A 19282-nucleotide genomic window follows, 5' to 3' on the forward strand; every position below is an offset into this window, starting at 1 on the left:
ACAGATCCCCCTCCCCTTCCGGATAGCGCCGGAAGTCCCATTGTGCGCCGCCGCAGACACCCGAAGTCCATGGGAATGGGGCGCATCCGACAGGAATGGCCCCGGCACCGCCCTGCGCTGCAGGAGTCGGGAGGTAGCCATGAACAACAGCGACGTGCTGTGGGCTTGGGTGGCTGGAGTCGCCGTGTCCATTGCTCTGCTGGTCGGGCTGTCCCGCGCGGACGGACCGCAGACCCACGCCATGGACGGGCATTTCACGCTGCCCGACATGGCGATGGGGGCCGCGGGCTGGGATTACGAGGCGTGGGAGCGCACCGGCGGAACGCCGCCGCGGCCCGAGTCGGAGGACACCCTCGCCCGGATGCTCGACCTGCTGGAAGGCATCCCCCCCGCATCGGGCGCCACCCTGCCCGACGGGGATACGGCCGACACCGGCGGAGCCGAAACCCAGTGACTCCGTGAACTGTTTGCCACGACCACCCCGTGCAGCCATGGACTCCGCAGGCCCGGTCGCCATATAACGGCGGTCATGACGCGCGAATTCCTGAAGATGCACGGGCTCGGCAACGACTTTGTCGTGATCGACGCCCGCAAAACGCCGTACGCACCGGCCGAGGCCGAGGTGCGTGCCATCGCCGACCGCAAGACCGGGGTGGGCTGCGATCAGTTCATCGTGATCGAACCGGCGAAAACGGACGGCACGGCGGGCTTCATGCGCATCCGCAACGCCGACGGCGGCGAGGTGTCGGCCTGCGGCAACGCCTCGCGCTGCGTCGGCTGGCTGCTGATGGAGGAGGCGGGGGCGGAGCGCGTCGCCTTCGAGACCAACGCCGGCATCCTGCAGGCCAGCCGCGCCGACAACGGGCGCATCACCGTGGACATGGGTCAGGCCAATCTGGACTGGGCGCAGATCCCGCTGGCGGAACCGGCGGACACGCTGCGCCTCGACGCGGTGTCGCACGGCGGCTTCGCCGGCCCCACCGCGGTCAGCATGGGCAACCCGCACGCCGTCTTCTTCGTGGACGACGCCGAGGCGGTGCCGCTGGCCGAGGTTGGTCCGGTGTTCGAGAACCACCCGGCCTTCCCCCAGCGCACCAACGTCGAATTCGTCCAGGTGCTGTCCCCCACCGCCGTCCGCATGCGGGTGTGGGAGCGCGGGGCCGGCGTCACCCAGGCCTGCGGCACCGGCGCCTGCGCCACCGCGGTCGCCGCGATCCGCCGCGGGCTGACCAACCGCAAGGTCGATGTGATCCTGGACGGCGGCACCCTGACCATCGAATGGCGTGAGGACGGCCGCGTCCTGATGACCGGCCCGGTCGCCCTCAGCTACACCGGGCGGCTGTCTCCGGAGCTGGTGGCCGTCTGAGCGGTCTCCATTGAAGCGTAGGGCCGCCCGTTAGGCTGAAAGAGCATGAGCGACACTGTGACCAACGAGCCGGAGATCGTCACCTTCGGCTGCCGCCTGAACACCTACGAATCCGAGGTGATGCGCACCCACGCCCGCAACGCCGGGCTGGGGGACGTCGTCATCGTCAACACCTGCGCGGTGACCTCGGAAGCGGAACGGCAGGCCCGCCAGACCATCCGCAAGCTGCGCCGCGAGCGCCCGAACGCCCGCATCGTGGTGACCGGCTGCGCCGCCCAGATCGACCCGCAGCGCTACGGCGCCATGCCGGAGGTCGATCAGGTGCTGGGCAACCAGGAGAAGCTGCAGCCGGAAAGCTGGGGCCTGGCCCCGGCGGAGAAGGTCCTGGTCAACGACATCATGTCGGTCAAGGAGACCGCCGGCCATCTGATCGGCGGGTTCGAGGACCGCGCGCGCGCCTTCGTCCAGGTCCAGCAGGGCTGCGACCACCGCTGCACCTTCTGCATCATCCCCTACGGCCGCGGCCCGTCGCGCTCCGTCCCCATCGGGGCGGTGGTGGAGCAGGTGCAGGCGCTGGTGAAGGCCGGCTACAACGAGGTCGTCCTGTCCGGCGTGGACATCACCAGCTTCGGCCCCGACCTGCCGGGCACGCCGACCCTGGGGCAGATGGTGCGCCGCCTGCTCGCCCTGGTGCCGGAGCTGCCGCGGCTGCGCCTGTCCTCGCTCGACTGCATCGAGATCGACGACGACCTGTGGCGGCTGATCGAGACGGAGCCGCGGCTGATGCCGCACCTCCACCTGTCGCTCCAGGCCGGCGACGACATGATCCTGAAGCGCATGAAGCGCCGCCACAGCCGCGCCGACGCCATCGCCTTCTGCGAGCGCGTGCGCTCCCTGCGTCCCGACATGGTGTTCGGCGCCGACTTCATCGCCGGCTTCCCCACGGAAACCGACGAGATGTTCGAGAACACGCTGCGGCTGGTCGAGGAGTGCGGCCTGACCTGGCTGCATGTCTTCCCCTACAGCCCACGCCCCGGCACCCCGGCCGCCCGCATGCCGCAGGTCGACGGCGGCCTCCGCAAGGAACGCGCGGCCCGTCTGCGCGGGCGCGGCGCCGAGGCGGAAGCCCGCACCCTGGCCTCCCTGGTCGGTCGTGAGGTGTCCGTTCTGGTCGAGAAGGACGATCTCGGCCGCACCCAGCATTTCGCCGAAATCCGCCTCGGCACGCCCCGGCCCCCCGGCTCCGTCCTGCGCGCCACGGTCACCGGCGTGGCCGGCGGCGCGCTGACCGGCACCCCCCTTTGAGAACAGTGGACACGCCATGATCCTGCGTTGGTTCGGCCGCAAGAAGCCCGAAGAGCAAGCCCGCAAGGACGAGACGACCGCCCCGCTCCCGGAAGCGGTCCCCGCCGAGCCTGCGCCCGCGGAGCCGGTCGCCGAAGAGCTGATCAAGGAGCCGCCGGTCCAGGAGCCGCCTGTCCCGGAACCGGTCGCCGAGGAACCGCCGGTCCCCGAGCCGGTGCCGGAACCCGAGTTGCCGCCCCCGCCCGCGGTCGAGACCCCGCCCCCGCCGCCCATCGCCCCGCCGTCCGGGCCGGAGGAGCGCGAGGACACGCCGGAGATCGTTCGCGACGACCTCCCCGCGGCCCTGACGGCCGAGGAGGAGAAGCCCAAGAAGGGTTGGTTCGCCCGGCTGAAGGATGGCCTGTCCAAGTCCTCGTCCAAGCTGACCGAGGGCATCTCCGGCATCTTCACCAAGCGCAAGCTCGACGATGAGGCGCTGGAGGAACTGGAAGAACTGCTCATCACCGCCGACCTCGGCCCGACCACGGCGGCCAAAGTGACGGCGGAGTTGGCGCGCACCCGCTTCGGCAAGGAAGTCAGCCCGGAGGAGGTCAAGGCCACGCTGGCCGCCGAGGTGGCGAAGATCGTCGGCCCGGTCGCCAAGCCGCTGGAGATCGACGCCGCGCTGAAGCCGCACGTCATCCTGGTGGTCGGCGTCAACGGCACCGGCAAGACGACGACCATCGGCAAGCTCGCCCGCCAGTTCCGCGCCGAGGGCAAGACGGTGATGCTGGCCGCCGGCGACACCTTCCGCGCCGCCGCGGTCAGCCAGTTGAAGATCTGGGGCGAGCGCACCGGCTGCCCGGTGATCGCCCGCGACACCGGCGCCGACGCCGCCGGCCTCGCCTTCGACGCGCTGGAGGAGGCGCGGCGCCAGGGCGTGGACATCCTGCTGATCGACACCGCCGGCCGCCTGCAGAACAAGGCCGGCCTGATGGAGGAGCTGCGCAAGATCGTCCGCGTCATCAAGAAGGTGGACGAGAGCGCGCCGCACACCACCCTGCTGACGCTGGACGCCACCACCGGCCAGAACGCGCACAATCAGGTGGAGGTGTTCCGCGACATGGTGAACGTCTCCGGCCTGATCCTGACCAAGCTGGACGGCTCGGCGCGCGGCGGCGTGCTGGTCTCGCTGGCCGAGCGGTTCAAGCTGCCGGTGCACGCCATCGGCATCGGCGAGGGCGTCTACGACCTGCGCCCCTTCGACGCCGACCAGTTCGCCAAGTCGCTGATGGGGCTGCCGTCGCAATAACGGCGCCCCCGCGCGGGCCGGGGGCGGGACAAGAAAAGGGCTTCCGGCCGCCACGCCCAAGCCCTATCTGAAGACTATGACGGCTGCCAAGACCTCCCCCTCCCCCGTGCCCCCCGGTCCTGTCGAGCGCTTCACCGACGCGGACGCCGCCCTGGCCCTCGTCAAGGAGCTCTACGACCGCAACACCGCCTATCTGCGCGACCGCTTCGCCGCCTTCACCCGCGGCGAGGACGGCGGACGGCGGGAGCAGGCCCACTACCCCTATGTCCGCCTCTCCACCGCCTCGGCGGCCACGGTGGACACGCGGCTGGCCTACGGATTCGTCGAGGGGCCGGGCACCTACTCCACGACGCTGACCCGTCCCGACCTGTTCGACCGCTATTACCGCGAACAGCTCTCGCTCCTGCTGCGCAACCACCATGTTCCGCTGGAGGTCGGCGTCAGCGACGAGGCGATCCCCATCCATTTCGCCTTCCCCCAGGGCATGCATGTCGAGGGCGACCTGACACCGGAGCGGCTGGCCGGACTGCCCGATCTGTTCGACCTGCCCGACCTCGCCCGCATGGACGACACCATCGTCAACGGCACCTACGAGGAGTCGCTGGACGCGGTGAAGCCGCTGGCCCTGTTCACCGCGCCGCGGGTGGATTTCTCGCTGCACCGGCTGCGCCACTACACGGCGACGGCGCCGGAGGATTTCCAGAACTTCGTCCTGTTCACGAACTACCAGTTCTACGTGGACGAGTTCATCCGCATGGCCCGCGAGATCATGGAGCCGGCCGCCGACCCTGAACTGGCGGCCTACCGCAGCCAGTACGACCGCTTCGTCGAGCCCGGCGGCGTCATTGTTCACAACGCCAATCTTGGGGGCAACCCCGGTGAGGCGCCGACGAACGGCGCGCGGCTGCTCCGCCTGCCGCAGATGCCCGCCTACCACCTGACCCGCCCGGACGGCAACGGCATCACGCTGGTCAACATCGGCGTCGGCCCGTCCAACGCCAAGACGATCACCGACCACATCGCCGTGCTGCGCCCGCACGCCTGGATCATGCTGGGCCACTGCGCCGGGCTGCGCAGCACGCAGCGGCTGGGTGACGATGTGCTGGCCCACGGCTATGTCCGCGACGACCATGTGCTGGACGCCGACCTGCCGACCTGGGTGCCCGTCCCGGCGCTGGCCGAGGTGCAGCGCGCCCTGGAGACGGCGGTGGAGCGGGTGACCGGCCTGTCCGGCTACGCGCTGAAGAGCATCATGCGCACCGGCACGGTGGCGACCATCGACAACCGCAACTGGGAACTGCGTGACCACCGCGAGCCGCTGATGCGCTTCAGCCAGAGCCGCGCCGTCGCGCTGGACATGGAAAGCGCCACCATCGCCGCCAACGGCTTCCGTTTCCGCGTTCCCTACGGCACGCTGCTCTGCGTCTCCGACAAGCCGATGCACGGCCAGTTGAAGCTGCCGGGCATGGCCGACCGCTTCTACCGCGAGCGGGTGGACCAGCATTTGAAGATCGGCGTGCTGGCCATGGAGCTTCTGCGCGAGCACGGCATGGAAACCCTGCATTCCCGCAAGCTGCGCAGCTTCGCCGAGGCGGCCTTCCAGTAAGCCGCCCTTCCGAAAGCCATCTTGCCTCACCCGAAAGTGCAGGCGCCAAAGGGCGCCTGCACCTTATCTTAGGGTGCTTGGCAACGAAGGGAATTCAACCATTATGGCCGTGCGTGCAGGTTGGAGCGTGATCGCCGCCCTTTCTCTCGGGCTGGCGACGGGGCCGGTGCTGGCCCAAAGCGCACCAGAGGCGGACAATGTTCCAAACACGGACACCGTTCCGCCGGCGGAAACCACGCCCCGGTCCGGCCCGTCCATCGGCGCCTGGGTCGACAACGACCTGTTCGGCGGCGGAACGGACCGTTACTACACGAACGGAGTCCAGTTCTACTACGTCTCCGGCGACCGCCCGACCTACGGCAACATCGACTGGCTGGCCAACCTCGTCCCGTGGATCGGCGAGCATGGGGTGCGGCGCTACGGCATCGCCTTCGGCCAGAACATGTACACCCCCAGCGACATCACCAAGCCGATCCCCGACCCCACCGACCGCCCCTACGCCGGCTGGCTGTACGGCCGCCTGTCGGTGATCTCGGAGGAGACGCGGCAGGTGGACCGCATCGACCTGGACCTCGGCATGGTCGGCCCGGCCTCGCTGGCGGAGCAGACCCAGAAGGCGGTGCACCGCATCGTCCCCGGCGCCCGCTGGCCGGAAGGCTGGGACTACCAGCTCAAGAACGAGCCGGGGATCATCCTCAGCTACGAGCATGTCTGGCGCGCCGAGCGCCCGGCCCGCATCGGCCCCTTCGAGGCGGACATCAGCCCCCACGTCGCCGGCAGCGTCGGCAACGTCCTGACCTTCGGCGGGGCGGGTTTCACCATGCGGCTGGGCGGCAACATGGCGCCGCCGGTCGGCGCGCTGATCCTCCGCCCGACCGCCAGTATTCCTTACCAGGACAGCGTGGCCGCGGGAGCGCCGCGTCCGCCCTTCTCCTGGTACGTCTACGCCGGGGCGGAGGGGCGCGCCGTCGCCCGCAACATCTTCCTCGACGGCAACAGCTTCCGTGACAGCCGGTCGGTGGACAAGCACAACTTCGTCGCCGCCTTCCAGCTCGGCGTGGCGCTGCGCTACGGCCCGTTCGGCATCTCCTACGCCCAGAACTTCCTGTCGCCGGAGTTCGAGGGGCAGAAATCCTACACCAACTACGGCTCGATCCGCGCCTCCTACCGGTTCTGACCAGACGCGGGGGCGTCCCCCCGCTTCCCTCGAAACCCAATTGAAGTTCCCTCTCCCCAGAGGGGAGAGGGCTATGAAGGCCAACGGCGTCCCCTCGCTTCCCTCTTTATCCCAGGCCCGGTTCGGTCTATGTGAGGATCATGAACCAATACGCCCGACTGCTGATCGAAGCCGGCCCGCTGGCGGCCTTCTTCATCGCCAACTCCCAGGCCGGCATCATGATCGGCACCGCCGTCTTCATGGTGGCGATCAGCATCTCCGTGCTGGTCTCCTGGCGGTTCGAACGCAAGGTGCCGGTAATGCCGGTGGTCGGGGCGGGCTTCGTCCTGCTGTTCGGCGGGCTGACGCTGTGGCTCCAGGACGATCTGTTCATCAAAATCAAGCCGACGCTGGTCAACCTGCTGTTCGCCGCGGTCCTGTTCGCGGCGCACCTGACGCGGCGCAACGTGCTGAAGCATGTCCTGGGGTCGGTGCTGAACCTGTCCGACGCCGGCTGGCGGACGCTGGCGATCCGCTGGGCGTGGTTCTTCCTGCTGCTGGCCGCGCTGAACGAGGTGGTGTGGCGCACCATGACCACCGACGCCTGGGTGAACTTCAAGGTGTTCGGCATCATGCCGCTGACCCTGCTGTTCAGCGCCCTCCAGGCCCCGCTGATCCTGCGCCATCAGGTGCCGGAGGAGCAGTCGGCCGAAAAGTCCTCGTCCTCCGCCTCCTGACCGTCCCCCTCCTCCCTGACGGAGCGCCCCCACCATGTCCCAGGATTACCCGCGCGACCTGATCGGCTACGGGTCCCGTCCGCCGCATCCCTACTGGCCGGGCGGGGCGCGGGTGGCGGTGCAGTTCGTCATCAACTACGAAGAGGGCGGGGAGAACTGCGTCCTGCACGGCGACGCCGCGTCGGAAGCCTTCCTGTCGGAGATCGTCGGCGCCCAGCCCATCGTCGGCATGCGGCACATGAACATGGAGTCGATCTACGAGTACGGGTCCCGCGCCGGCTTCTGGCGGCTGCACCGGATGTTCACGCAGCGCGGCCTGCCGGTGACCGTCTACGGCGTCGCCATGGCGCTGGAGCGCAACCCGGACGCCGTCCGCGCCATGCAGGACGCCGGGTGGGAGATCGCCACCCACGGCTACCGCTGGATCGACTACCAGCATCTGCCGGAGGAGGTGGAGCGCGAGCACATGCTGCGCGCCATCGAGGTCCACACCCGCGTGACCGGCTCCCGCCCGCTCGGCTGGTATCTCGGGCGGTGCAGCCCCAACACCTGGAAGCTGGTGTCGGAGGAGGGCGGCTTCCTCTACAACGCCGACAGCTACGCCGACGACCTGCCCTACTGGGACGACCGCTTCGGCCGGCCGCAATTGATCGTGCCCTACACGCTCGACGCCAACGACATGCGCTTCGCAACCAACCAGGGCTTCAACACCGGCGAGCAGTTCTTCACCTACCTGAAGGACAGCTTCGACGTGCTCTACGCCGAAGGGGAAGACCAGCCGAAGATGATGTCGATCGGGCTGCACTGCCGTCTGGTCGGGCGCCCGGGGCGCGCCGCGGCGCTGGCCCGCTTCCTCGACTATGTGCGGAGCCACGACAAGGCGTGGGTCGCCACCCGGCTGGACATCGCCCGTCACTGGATGGCCGAGCATCCCTACCGCCCGCCTATCGCCCAACGGCCTGAACCGGCCTGAACCGGAAAAAAGCGACCCGGGCGCGCGTCCGCGCCCAACTTTCTCACGCCAATTCGTCGCATCGGCGTTTGAACGAACGTCGAAATACAGTAGAAGGTCTTTGGATCGCGGCGCGGCCCTTTCGTGCCTGTGGTCCCGTGACTGCCGATTCCTTGCGATCTTCAACTGGGTGCGCACGCCGCCGTGACGTTCAAGGATGAGATGAAGGCCGCCGGTCAGACGGCGGATCACAAGGCGCGCCCCATGGCCGACGTCCCCGCCGACGATGGCGGGGAGGCCCGGGACGACATCGCCCGCCTTCTGCGCGCCCTCAACGACGACCTGAAGGCCGACCCGGCGGAGGAGGACGATCTCCTGTCCCCGGACGCCGGGCGGAAGGCGGAGCGGCACCTGCCCATCGGCAAGATCGCCGCGGCGCTGGCCGCCGCCATCGGCATCGGCGCGGTCGTCGTGATGCTGGACCAGGGTGGGGAGGCGCCGTCCGCGCCCCCGGCACCGCTCATCACCGCCGTCCCCAGCGCCCCGCCCCCCGGCGGCGCCTCGCCCGGCGGCGTGGCTCCGGCTCAAGCTCAGGCCAAACCGGAACCGCTCATCACCCGCGCGGCCCCCACCCCGACCCAACAGCCGCCGATGCAGACGCAAACCGTCGTCGCTCCGGCCGCACCGGCGCCCGCCGTGGTCCCGCCGCCCATGGCGCTGCCGCAGATCCCGCCGCCCGCCATGAAGGTGCCGGAACCGCCGGCCCTGCCGTCGCCCGCCCCCACAGCCGCCAAGCCGGCCGACCCCGCGCCGCACCCCGTGGAAACGGCGGAGAGCGCGAGGGCCCCGGCGCATCCGCCGGCTTCGACCCTCACGACGCCCCCGGCCGAGCCCGCCAAGGCCCCGACCTCCGCGAAGACCACGGAAACGGCGGAGCTTCAGGCCATGCTGTCGGCCCCGCCCCCGCCGGCCGCGGCCCAGCGCCAAGCCGCCGCGGCGCGCCCGGCGCCGCAGCCCGCCAAGCCGGCGCCCAAGACCGCCACCACGGCACCCGCCACGGCGCCCTCGTCGGGCGTGCTGACGACGCCAGCGTCCGCCGCCGTTCCGGATGGGCGCTACACCGTGCAGGTCGGGTCCTTCCAGCAGGCCGACAACGCCGAAGGGCTGGTTCGCCGCCTGCGCGGTCTCGGCTTCAACGCCTACGCGCTGGACTGGACCGACGCCGAGCAGCGGTCCTGGCATGTCGTCCGTGTCGGCGGCTATGCCGACACCGCCGCCGCCCGTCAGGCCGCCGCATCGCTGAAGGGCAAGGTGGAAGCGCAGCCCATCGTCGTCTCGACGCGCTGACCGCAGGCAACGGCGACAGCGCGACAAACTGTCGCTCCCCTCTATTCCGCTTCTTTCCTTTGCAAAAGCCCGTCCGCAATTTCGGTATTGCGGGCGGGCTTCGTCTTGATCTGTCCTTCTCCTTGCCGCTAACATGGGATTGAACAGGCACGCATATTAGAACAAGCGCAGCCGCAAGAAGCCGGCGCATCAGACCGGCGAACCGGAGGAAACCCTGGTATGAAGCCGACGATCCTGGTCGCCGACGATGAGCCCAGCATCGTCCTCTCCCTGCAGGTCCTGTTGCAGAAGGCGGGCTTCGCCGTGCGCGTTGCCCGCAATGGTGAGGAAGCCCTTGAATCGGTTGCGGAAAGCACGCCCGACCTGATCCTGCTGGACGCTATGATGCCGCGGCGCGACGGGTTCGACGTCTGCCAGTCGCTGCGCGCCAACCCCGCCTACCAGTCGCTGCCCATCATCATGCTGACGGCCAAGAGCCGCGACGTGGAGCGGCAGAAGGGCATGGCGCTGGGCGCCACCGACTACATCACCAAGCCCTTCTCGACCCGTGACCTCGTCACCACCGTCCGCAAGTACCTGACCCCCGAGAACGACCCGGGCGAAACCCAGGGCGGAACCGCGGAGCCTCAGCCATGAGCGCCCCGGCGACCACCGGAAGTGCCGGAACCGCCGCTCCGGCAACCACCCCGGCGGAGCCGCGCCGGATCGTCCCGCTGGCCTTCCGCGCCGCCGGCGTCGGCCTGCCCCTGCTGTCGGTGGGCGCCGCGGTCGGCTTCGGCGCGAACAACGACCCGAACACCTTCGTCACCTACGCCGTCACCATGACCGCCGCCGTCACCGCCGCGGTCTGGGGGCTGTGGGGGCTGGTCGACCGGCGGCTGCTGCGCGCCTCGGAAACGCTGAGCCGCGAGGCCGGGCTGATCGCCCATGGCACGGCGGACGGCAAGACCGGCGCGCGCATCCCGTTGGCCCGCTACGGCGACCTCACCCCGGTGGCCAAGGCGGTCAACGAGCTGTCGGACAAGCTGGCGGCCGCCCGCCGTGACACCGCCCGCACCGTCGCGGAGTCGACCGCCAAGGCGGAGGAGCAGAAGACGCGGCTGGCCGCCGTCCTGCGCGACCTGCACGAAGGCGTCCTGGTCTGCAACCTGAAGCACCAGATCCTGCTCTACAACCAGACGGCGCTCGACATCCTGCATCTGGCCGGCGACCTCGGGCTGGGCCGCTCGCTGCTGCATTTCGTGGTGGCGGAGCCGGTCATCCACACGCTGGAGCGGCTGACGCTCCGCGTGCGCGAGGGGCGGCACGTCAACCACGAGCACGGCACCACCGCTCAGTTCGTCGGCGCCACCACCGACGGGCACATCCTGCTGGCCGGACGCATGAGCGCCATTTTGCAGGACCCGCCGGAGGGCTCGGACGAGTTGCCGACCATCACCGGCTACGTCATCACCCTGTCCGACGCGACCAGCGATCTGGCCGCGCTCGGCCAGCGCGACGCCCTGCTGCGCGAGGCGACGGAAGGCTTCTGCACCCCCATCGCAAACCTGCGCGCCGTGCTGGAGACGCTGGACGACACGCCGGAGTTGGGGCCGGAGGAACGCGCCGCCTTCCAGGCCGCGCTGATGGAGTCGTCCAACACCCTGTCGGAGCGGCTGGCCCGCGTCACCAACGCGTACCGCAGCGTCGTCACCGGCTCCTGGCCGATGAGCGACATCCACTCCACCAACCTCATCAACCTGATCCGCCACCGCGTGGGGCCGGACGCCCAGTACGGCGTGACGCTGACCGGGCTGCCGCAATGGGTGCACGGCGACAGCTACAGCCTCGTCATCCTGTTCGGCTATCTGATCGAATACGTCTACGCGCTGACCGGGGTCCCTGCCTACGACCTGTCGGTGGAGCCGGGGGACAGCTGGGTCTATCTGGACATCACCTGGCGCGGCCCGTCCGTGCCCAGCGGCATCGTGGACAGCTGGCTCGACCACCCGCTGCCCGACGCGCTGGGCGGCCTGACGGTCGGCGACGTGCTCCAGCACCACAAGAGCACGATGTGGAGCGAGCCGGTGAAGGGGCCGGGATCGGAAGGCGAGCTGCTGTCGCGCCTGCGCGTGCCGCTGCCGCCCGCGCTGAAGCCGCCCTCCGCCCACACCGCGTCGCGCGGCGGGGCGCGGCCGGAGTTCTTCGACTTCAACCTGCTGCACCAGCCGCTGGCCACCAGCGAGCTTGGCCGCACGCCGCTCGACCAGCTCCATTACGTGGTCTTCGACACCGAGACGACGGGCCTGTCGCCCAGCACCGGCGACGAGATCATCCAGATCGCCGCCGTGCGCGTCGTCGGCGGGCGCATCCTGACCGGCGAGACCTTCAACACGCTGGTCAACCCGAAGCGGAGCATCCCGGCGGAATCGATCCCCTTCCACGGCATCACCGACGCGATGGTCGCCGACAAGCCGACCATCGACAAGGTGCTGCCGCAATTCCGCGGCTTCGTGTCGGGTGCCGTGCTGATCGCCCACAACGCCGCCTTCGACCTGAAATTCCTGAAGATGAAGGAACGGGCCTCGGGCGTGCGGTTCGACAGCCCGGTTCTCGACACCATGCTGCTGTCGCGGATGCTGCTCGGCGAGGGCGGCGACCACACGCTGGACGGCATCGCCGAGCGGCTGGGAATCGAGGTGGTGGACCGCCACACGGCGCTGGGCGACAGCCTCGTCACCGCCGCGGTCTTCCTGCGCATGGTCGAGATGCTCAAGGAACGCGACGTCCGCACGCTCGACGACGCCATCCGCGGCGCCAACATCATCGTCGAGCTGGCAGCGCGGGAGCGCGCCTTTTGACCGGGGGCCCCGCCCCGCAACCCGCACCCTCTCCACCGCGCCGGGCGGGCGCCGACCGCCTGATCGCGCTGTTCCTGTTCGGCGTGGTCGCCTTCAACCCGCCGCTGCTGCGCGTCTTCGGCGCCGGCGACACGCTGTTCGGCCTGCCCCTGCTGTACGTGTACGCCGTGGGGGTGTGGGGCGGGGTGATCGCGCTGTCGGCGGTGCTTCTGGAACGCAGGGGGCGTTGAGATGCCCTGGCCCACCATCGTCGCCGCCAGCTTCGCCTATCTGCTTCTCCTCTTCGCCATCGCCTGGTGGGCGGACCGGCGGGCGGACGGCGGGCGCAGCGTCATCGCGTCGCCGTACGTGTACGCGCTCTCACTGGCGGTGTACTGCACGACCTGGACCTTCTACGGCTCGGTCGGGCGGGCGGCGTCGCTGGGCATCGGCTTCCTGCCGATCTATCTCGGCCCGACCCTGCTGATGCTGCTGGGGCCGCTGGTGCTGCGCAAGATCCTGCGCATCGCCAAGGCGCAACGCATCACCTCCATCGCCGACTTCATCGCCTCCCGCTACGGGCGCAGCCAGGGGCTGGGCGGGCTGGTGGCGCTGACCGCGGTGATCGGGGTGACGCCCTACATCGCGTTGCAGCTCAAGGCCGTGGCGGTCAGCTTCGACGTGCTGTGGGGCACCGACCCGTCCGGCGCCACCGGCGGCCTCTCCCTGCCCGTCGTCCTGGACAACGCCTTCTACGTGGCGGTGGTCATGGCGGCCTTCGCCATCATCTTCGGCACGCGGCACATCGACGCGGCGGAGCATCACGAGGGCATGGTGGCGGCCATCGCTTTCGAGTCGGTGGTCAAACTGGTCGCCTTCCTGGCGGTCGGCGCGGCGGTGGTCTGGGGGCTGCACGACGGCCCGACCGAGCTGTTCGCCACGGCCGGGGAGCATCCGGAGATCCGCAACCTCTTCACCTCCACCCCGGCGCTGGCCGACGGGTCATGGCTGACCATGACGCTGCTGGCGATGGCGGCGGTGCTCTGCCTGCCCCGCCAGTTCCAGGTGACGGTGATCGAGAATGTGGACGAGCGGCACCTGACCCGCGCCCTGTGGCTGTTCCCGCTCTACATGCTGCTGATCAACCTGTTCGTGCTGCCGGTGGCGGTGGCCGGGCTGATGCGCTTTCCCGACCGGGCGGTGGATCCGGACATGTTCGTGGTGGCGCTGCCGCTGGCCGCCGGAAACGAGTGGCTGGCCCTTCTCGCCTTCATCGGCGGTCTGTCGGCGGCCACCGGCATGATCGTGGTCGAGGCCATCGCGCTCTCCACCATGGTGTGCAACGACATCGTGATGCCGTTGCTGCTGCGCGCCCGCAGCGCCCGGCTGGAGCGGCTGCACGACCTGTCGCCGCTGCTGCTTATCATCCGGCGCGCCGCCATCGTGGCGATCCTGCTGCTCGGCTACCTGTATTTCCGCATCGCCGGCTCGGCCTACGCGCTGAGCGCCATCGGGCTGATCTCCTTCACGGCGGTGGCGCAGTTCGCCCCGGCGCTGATCGGCGGCGTCTACTGGGCGGGGGCGACCCGGCGCGGCGCGCTGGCCGGCCTCAGCGCCGGCATCCTGACCTGGGCTTACACACTGCTGCTGCCCAGCTTCGCGCGGTCCGGCTGGCTGCCCGCCTCCTTCATCGACCAGGGGCCGTGGGGCGTCGCCCTGCTGCGGCCCTACGCCCTGTTCGGGCTGGACGGCATGGACCCGCTGACCCACGCCCTGTTCTGGAGCATGCTGCTCAACATCGGCCTCTACGTCGTGGTCTCCCTGCTCGACCGGCCCGGCCTGGGCGAGCGGGCGCAGGCCACCGCCTTCGTCGAGGTGTTCCAGCACCGCGACACCCCCCTGCCGACGGGCGCCTGGCGCGGCACCGCCACGGTCGGCGACCTGCAACGGATCGTCGCGCGCTTCCTCGGTCCGCAGCGGGCGGAGGCCGCCTTCGCCCAGCATGTCCGCCGCAACGGGCCGCTGGAGCCGGACCGCCGGGCCGGGGCGGAGCTGGTGCGCTTCGCCGAGCGGCTGCTCGCCGGGGCGATCGGCGCCGCCTCGGCGCGGGTGGCGCTCGCCTCCGCGGTGGAGGGCGGCGAGGTCAGCTACCCCGAGCTGATGCGGATGCTCGACGAGACCAGCCACGTCATCGAGTACAGCCGCCAACTCGAACACAGGACGGCGGAGCTGCAGCGCGCGTCGGCCGCGCTGCGCGCCGCCAACTTGCGGCTGACGGAGCTGGACCGGCTGAAGGACGAGTTCCTGTCCACCGTGACGCACGAGCTGCGCACGCCGTTGACCTCCATCCGCGCCCTGACCGAGGTGCTGCACGACAACCCCGACATCGAGCTGGAGCAGCGGCAGGAGTTCCTGGGCCTCGTCATCACCGAGAGCGAGCGGCTGACCCGCCTGATCAACCAGGTCCTCGACATGGCCAAGATCGAGGCCGGGGAGATCGACTGGCAGGTCCGCCCGATGGACCTGGGGGCCGCGCTGGAACAGGCGGCGGCGGCCACCGCCCGGCTGTTCCACGAGCGCGGCATCGCGCTGGTCGTCACCATCCCGCACGGCCTGCCGGCGGTGCGCGGCGACCACGACCGGCTGGTGCAGGTGGCGGTGAACCTGCTCTCCAACGCCGCGAAATTCACCCCGGCGGGCGGGCGGGCCTCGCTGTCCGTCGCGGCGGAGGGCGAGGACCTGCGCGTGTCCGTCACCGACAGCGGCCCCGGCATCGCCGCGGAGCATCAGGCCATCGTCTTCGACCGCTTCCGGCAGGTCGGCGACACCATGACCGACAAGCCGCCGGGCACCGGGCTGGGGCTGGCCATCAGCAAACGCATCGTCGAGCATCTCGGTGGCCGCATCCGGGTGGACAGCGCCCCCGGCAAGGGCGCCACATTCGCCTTCACCGTTCCTTTGGCGACAGCGGCAACAGCCGTGTCACAAAACGATCAAACCGCGAAAGAACCGGACCGCACAGCCGGAACGCGCTCCGGTTGACACAGGTCAGTCCAGTTGCCTTAACGAATCCTTATACGTGTTTCAGGCAGGTTTTTTACCAAATGCCGGACATGATCAGTCTTCCGGACGGGGCATTGCCCGGTCGGGTTGCAAGGAGACGGGCGGTGACTTTGATCAAGTGGAGCGACGAAGGAGGAACGGTGCGGCTGGGCCTGCCCAGCGACCTCGACCTCGCCATGGCGCAGCCCCTGCTGGAGAGCCTGCGCGCCGGCTTCGCCGCGTCCCAAACCGTCATCGCCGAGGCCGCAGCCGTGGAGCGGGTCAGCACCGCCTGCGTCCAGGCGCTCCTGGTCGCCTCCCGGCACGCCGCCGAACAGAACCGTACGTTCGCCATCTCCCAGCCGTCCGAGGTCCTGGCGGAAGCCTGCGAGGATCTGGGGCTGGACGGCTGGTTGAAGCAATGGAGCCAAGCGTGAAGAAGAAGGTACTCACCGTCGACGATTCGCGGACCATGCGGGACATGGTCTCCTTCACGCTGAAGGGCGCCGGCTACGACGTGGTGGAGGCCGCCGACGGCCAGCAGGCGCTGGGCGTCATCGGCGCCAACAAGGTGGACCTCGTCATCACCGACCTGAACATGCCGGTGATGGACGGGCTGACCCTGATCCGCCGCCTGCGCGCCACCCCGGCGCACCGCACGCTGCCCATCCTGATGCTGACCACCGAGGCCGACGAGAAGAAGAAGTCCGAAGGCCGGGCGGTGGGGGCGACCGGCTGGATCGTGAAGCCCTTCAACCCGGAGAAGCTGATCTCCGTCGTGCAGAAGGTGTGCGGCTGACGCCGCGTCCTGGCTTGTGAGGGGGCGCCCGTGGAAGACCTGAGCCGGTTCAAGCAAACCTATTTCGACGAAAGCGCGGAGCTGCTGGAGGTCGCCGAGAGCGGCCTGCTGCGGCTGACGCCGGGCGAGGTCGATTCCGACGAGGTCAACGCCATCTTCCGCGCCGTCCATTCCATCAAGGGCGGCGGCGGCGCCTTCGGCTTCACCGAGCTGGTCGCCTTCGCGCACGAGTTCGAGACGGTGATGGACGGGGTGCGCAACAACACCGTCCCCGTCACGACCGAGCTGGTGGACACGCTGATCCGCGCCAACGACCTGCTGGGCCAGATGCTGGCCTACGCGCGCGAGGGCGACCCCGCCCCGGCGGGGACCACCGACGGCACCGTGGCCGCCCTGCGCCGCCATCTCTCGGGCGGCACTCCACAGGTCCAGGCTCCGGCGGCCGCTCCCGCCGCTCCGGCGCCCGCCCCTGCCCCTGTCTACGCCGACGACGAGGACGACGAGGCCGGGCTGTTCGGCGACGCCATGGCCGCCATCGCCGCCGCCCGCGCGGAGGAGGACCCGGTTCCCTCCGGCAAGCTGCGCTGGACCATCGTCTTCCGGCCGCGGTCCGACCTGCTGATGTCGGGCAACGAGCCGGCCTTCATGCTGCGCGCGCTGCGCCGGCTGGGCGACGCCACCGTCGAATGCCACACCGACGCCCTGCCCAATCTCCAGGACCTGGAGGCGGAGCTTCTCCACCTCTCCTGGACGGTCACGCTGATCGCCGACGCGGACGTCGATCTGGACAAGATCAACGACGTCTTCGAGTTCGTGGCCGACGACTGCGACATCCGCATCACCGCGGAGGCCCCGCCGCCAGCCGCCGAGGCGGCGCCGCCCGTCACCGATCCGGTGCCCGTCGTCGCCGCGGCCCCATCGGCGGTCGCTGTCGCAATCCCCGAAGCGCCAAAGGTTGAGCCCCCGAAGGCCGAAGCCGCCCGTCCGCGCCCCAACGGCGGCGGCGCGGAGCATGCCGGGCTGACCAGCCACACCATCCGCGTCGATCTCGACAAGATCGACCGGCTGGTCAACATGGTCGGCGAGATGGTCATCACCCAGGCGATGATCGCCGAGCATGTGCGCGAGCTGCCCCCCGGCGAGTTCCAGGAGCTTCTGGAAGGGCTGGAGCAGCTGGCCCAGCACACCCGCGAGCTGCGCGAGAGCGTGATGTCGATCCGCGCCCAGCCGGTGTCGAGCGTTTTCTCCCGCATGCCGCGGCTGGTCCGCGAGTGCGCCGCCACCACGGGCAAAGAGGTCCAGCTCGTCACCAGCGGCGAGACGACCGAGGTGGACAAGACAGTGGTGGAGAACCTCGTCGATCCGCTGACCCACATGATCCGCAACTCCATCGACCACGGGCTGGAAGGGCCGGAGGAACGGGAGCGCGTCGGCAAGCCGCGCGCCGGCACCGTGCACCTGTCGGCGCAGCACCGCTCGGGCCGCATCGTCATCGAGATCACCGACGACGGGCGCGGCATCAACCGGCCCAAGGTGCTGTCCAAGGCCATCGAGAAGGGGCTCGTCCAGCCGGGGGCCACCCTGTCGGACGAGGAGATCGACAACCTGATCTTCCTGCCCGGCTTCTCCACCGCCGATCAGGTGTCCAACCTGTCGGGCCGCGGCGTCGGCATGGATGTGGTGCGGCGGAACATCACCTCGCTCGGCGGGCGCATCGGCGTCTACTCCACGCCAGGCGAGGGCTCGCGCTTCGTGCTGTCGCTGCCGCTGACCCTGGCGGTGCTCGACGGCATGGTGATCTCGGTCGGCGAGGAGCGCTTCGTCCTGCCGCTGACCAACATCGTGGAGAGCCTGCGCCCCAAGGCGGCGGACCTGCACGGGCTGGTCGGCAAGTGCGACGTGATGATGGCCCGCGGCGAGTATGTGCGGCTGGTCTACCTGCACCAGCTGTTCGGCATCCCCGGCGCCGTCGCCGACCCCACCCGCGCCCTGGTCGTGCTGGTGGAGACGGAGGACGGCTCCCGCCTCGGTCTCGTCGTGGACGAGGTGCTGGGCCAGCAGCAGGTCGTCATCAAGAGCCTGGAAGCGAACTTCCGCCGCCTCGACGGCGTGGCCGCCGCGACCATCCTGGGCGACGGGCGCGTCGCCCTGATCCTGGACGTCGCCGGCCTGCGCGAGATGAGCCGGCACATGGATTCCAGGGCGCCGCGTCCGCCGTCTTCGCCGGTGGCCGCGCTGCCCGCACCCGCACTCGAACCGGTCTGAGGCCAAGCGATGAGCAGTTCCACCGCGCTCGCCACCGTCGGCGGTAGCCGCACCGACGCCCGAAACGACGTCATGGCGGTCAACGCCGCCGAGGAGCAGTACGTCACCTTCACCGTCGGCAGCGAGGAGTACGGCGTCAACATCCTGTCGGTCCGCGAGATCCGCGGCTGGACGCCGGAAAGCCGCCTGCCGAATCTGCCGGACTACGTGCGGGGCGTCATCAACCTGCGCGGCATCATCATCCCCATCTTCGACCTGCGCGCCCGCTTCGGCGGCGGCGCCACGTCGGTCACCAAGCGCCACGTCGTGGTGGTGATCCAGGTGGGGGAACGCACCCGCGGCATCCTGGTCGACGCCATCTCCGACATCCTGGCGATCGGCCACGACGCCATCAAGCCGCCGCCCGACGTGGACGGCGGCATGGTCGACGCCGAGTATCTCAGCGGCCTCTACACCGCCGACGACCGCATGGTCACACTGCTGAGCGTCGAGAAGCTGTTCTCCGTCGAGAACAGCGAGCTGGACTCGGCGACCAAGGCCCTGCCAGCGCTGGAGCGGGCGTCCTGAACAGCGCCCCACGGAGGTGCCCGCACAGGC

17 protein-coding genes are annotated in these 19282 nt (G+C 69.9%); all 17 read left to right on the plus strand.

Annotated elements, in window-relative coordinates; genetic code table 11:
- Positions 1-139 precede the first annotated feature (139 nt).
- Positions 140-454 (plus strand): hypothetical protein, encoded by a 315-nt coding sequence (locus ACWPN7_RS16810; RefSeq protein WP_038529667.1) that lies wholly within the window; start codon positions 140-142, stop codon positions 452-454.
- A gap of 75 nt (positions 455-529) precedes the next feature.
- Positions 530-1366 (plus strand): diaminopimelate epimerase, encoded by an 837-nt coding sequence (dapF, locus tag ACWPN7_RS16815; RefSeq protein WP_038529668.1) that lies wholly within the window; start codon positions 530-532, stop codon positions 1364-1366.
- Between the two features lie 45 nt (positions 1367-1411).
- Positions 1412-2671, plus strand: a complete 1260-nt coding sequence (mtaB, locus tag ACWPN7_RS16820) for a tRNA (N(6)-L-threonylcarbamoyladenosine(37)-C(2))-methylthiotransferase MtaB (RefSeq protein ID WP_349621877.1) — start codon at positions 1412-1414, stop codon at positions 2669-2671.
- Between the two features lie 16 nt (positions 2672-2687).
- Entirely contained in the window at positions 2688-3962 is a 1275-nt protein-coding gene (gene ftsY, locus ACWPN7_RS16825; RefSeq protein WP_459197702.1) for a signal recognition particle-docking protein FtsY, read from the plus strand.
- A gap of 76 nt (positions 3963-4038) precedes the next feature.
- On the plus strand, positions 4039-5568 hold the full coding sequence (locus ACWPN7_RS16830) for an AMP nucleosidase (RefSeq protein WP_492273394.1): 1530 nt from the start codon (positions 4039-4041) through the stop codon (positions 5566-5568).
- Positions 5569-5671: 103 nt separating this feature from the next.
- The gene (locus tag ACWPN7_RS16835) at positions 5672-6745 is read left to right on the plus strand and encodes a lipid A deacylase LpxR family protein (RefSeq protein ID WP_038529674.1); all 1074 of its coding nucleotides are present in this window, start codon (positions 5672-5674) and stop codon (positions 6743-6745) included.
- A 140-nt stretch (positions 6746-6885) separates the two neighbouring features.
- Complete coding sequence (locus ACWPN7_RS16840) at positions 6886-7461, plus strand: septation protein A (protein WP_038529677.1); 576 nt, start codon at positions 6886-6888, stop codon at positions 7459-7461.
- Positions 7462-7495: 34 nt separating this feature from the next.
- Positions 7496-8434: an allantoinase PuuE gene (gene puuE / locus ACWPN7_RS16845; RefSeq protein ID WP_456530895.1), complete on the plus strand. Its 939-nt coding sequence runs from the start codon at positions 7496-7498 to the stop codon at positions 8432-8434.
- A 183-nt stretch (positions 8435-8617) separates the two neighbouring features.
- A complete protein-coding gene (locus tag ACWPN7_RS16850; RefSeq protein ID WP_144243529.1) occupies positions 8618-9760 on the plus strand; it encodes an SPOR domain-containing protein in 1143 nt (380 codons plus the stop codon).
- A gap of 219 nt (positions 9761-9979) precedes the next feature.
- Entirely contained in the window at positions 9980-10396 is a 417-nt protein-coding gene (locus ACWPN7_RS16855) for a response regulator transcription factor (RefSeq protein WP_459197704.1), read from the plus strand.
- Positions 10393-12600, plus strand: coding sequence for a 3'-5' exonuclease (locus ACWPN7_RS16860; RefSeq protein ID WP_459197705.1), 2208 nt, complete (start codon positions 10393-10395; stop codon positions 12598-12600). The genes ACWPN7_RS16855 and ACWPN7_RS16860 overlap by 4 nt, the downstream gene beginning before the upstream one ends.
- The gene (locus ACWPN7_RS16865) at positions 12597-12830 is read left to right on the plus strand and encodes a hypothetical protein (RefSeq protein ID WP_038529684.1); all 234 of its coding nucleotides are present in this window, start codon (positions 12597-12599) and stop codon (positions 12828-12830) included. Before ACWPN7_RS16860 ends, ACWPN7_RS16865 begins: the two co-directional genes overlap by 4 nt.
- A 1-nt stretch (position 12831) precedes the next feature.
- The gene (locus ACWPN7_RS16870) at positions 12832-15621 is read left to right on the plus strand and encodes an ATP-binding protein (protein WP_459197706.1); all 2790 of its coding nucleotides are present in this window, start codon (positions 12832-12834) and stop codon (positions 15619-15621) included.
- A gap of 125 nt (positions 15622-15746) precedes the next feature.
- Positions 15747-16058, plus strand: coding sequence for an STAS domain-containing protein (locus tag ACWPN7_RS16875; protein WP_407824420.1), 312 nt, complete (start codon positions 15747-15749; stop codon positions 16056-16058).
- A complete protein-coding gene (locus tag ACWPN7_RS16880) occupies positions 16043-16420 on the plus strand; it encodes a response regulator (protein ID WP_014241666.1) in 378 nt (125 codons plus the stop codon). The genes ACWPN7_RS16875 and ACWPN7_RS16880 overlap by 16 nt, the downstream gene beginning before the upstream one ends.
- Before the next feature lie 30 nt (positions 16421-16450).
- Complete coding sequence (locus ACWPN7_RS16885; protein ID WP_407824419.1) at positions 16451-18685, plus strand: chemotaxis protein CheA; 2235 nt, start codon at positions 16451-16453, stop codon at positions 18683-18685.
- A 9-nt stretch (positions 18686-18694) separates the two neighbouring features.
- Positions 18695-19252, plus strand: a complete 558-nt coding sequence (locus ACWPN7_RS16890) for a chemotaxis protein CheW (protein WP_014241669.1) — start codon at positions 18695-18697, stop codon at positions 19250-19252.
- Positions 19253-19282: the final 30 nt, after the last annotated feature.

This window comes from Azospirillum sp. UENF 312511, from assembly GCF_058780635.1.

Excerpts from the sequence above, each read along its gene's own strand:
- ACWPN7_RS16840 (WP_038529677.1), top strand. The coding sequence starts at position 6,886 with ATGAACCAATACGCCCGACTGCTGATCGAAGCCGGCCCGCTGGCGGCC.
- ACWPN7_RS16870 (WP_459197706.1), top strand. The coding sequence starts at position 12,832 with ATGCCCTGGCCCACCATCGTCGCCGCCAGCTTCGCCTATCTGCTTCTC.
- ACWPN7_RS16810 (WP_038529667.1), top strand. The coding sequence starts at position 140 with ATGAACAACAGCGACGTGCTGTGGGCTTGGGTGGCTGGAGTCGCCGTG.
- ACWPN7_RS16835 (WP_038529674.1), top strand. The coding sequence starts at position 5,672 with ATGGCCGTGCGTGCAGGTTGGAGCGTGATCGCCGCCCTTTCTCTCGGG.
- ACWPN7_RS16830 (WP_492273394.1), top strand. The coding sequence starts at position 4,039 with ATGACGGCTGCCAAGACCTCCCCCTCCCCCGTGCCCCCCGGTCCTGTC.
- ACWPN7_RS16890 (WP_014241669.1), top strand. The coding sequence starts at position 18,695 with ATGAGCAGTTCCACCGCGCTCGCCACCGTCGGCGGTAGCCGCACCGAC.
- ACWPN7_RS16860 (WP_459197705.1), top strand. The coding sequence starts at position 10,393 with ATGAGCGCCCCGGCGACCACCGGAAGTGCCGGAACCGCCGCTCCGGCA.
- mtaB (WP_349621877.1), top strand. The coding sequence starts at position 1,412 with ATGAGCGACACTGTGACCAACGAGCCGGAGATCGTCACCTTCGGCTGC.
- dapF (WP_038529668.1), top strand. The coding sequence starts at position 530 with ATGACGCGCGAATTCCTGAAGATGCACGGGCTCGGCAACGACTTTGTC.
- ACWPN7_RS16880 (WP_014241666.1), top strand. The coding sequence starts at position 16,043 with ATGGAGCCAAGCGTGAAGAAGAAGGTACTCACCGTCGACGATTCGCGG.
- ACWPN7_RS16855 (WP_459197704.1), top strand. The coding sequence starts at position 9,980 with ATGAAGCCGACGATCCTGGTCGCCGACGATGAGCCCAGCATCGTCCTC.
- ftsY (WP_459197702.1), top strand. The coding sequence starts at position 2,688 with ATGATCCTGCGTTGGTTCGGCCGCAAGAAGCCCGAAGAGCAAGCCCGC.
- puuE (WP_456530895.1), top strand. The coding sequence starts at position 7,496 with ATGTCCCAGGATTACCCGCGCGACCTGATCGGCTACGGGTCCCGTCCG.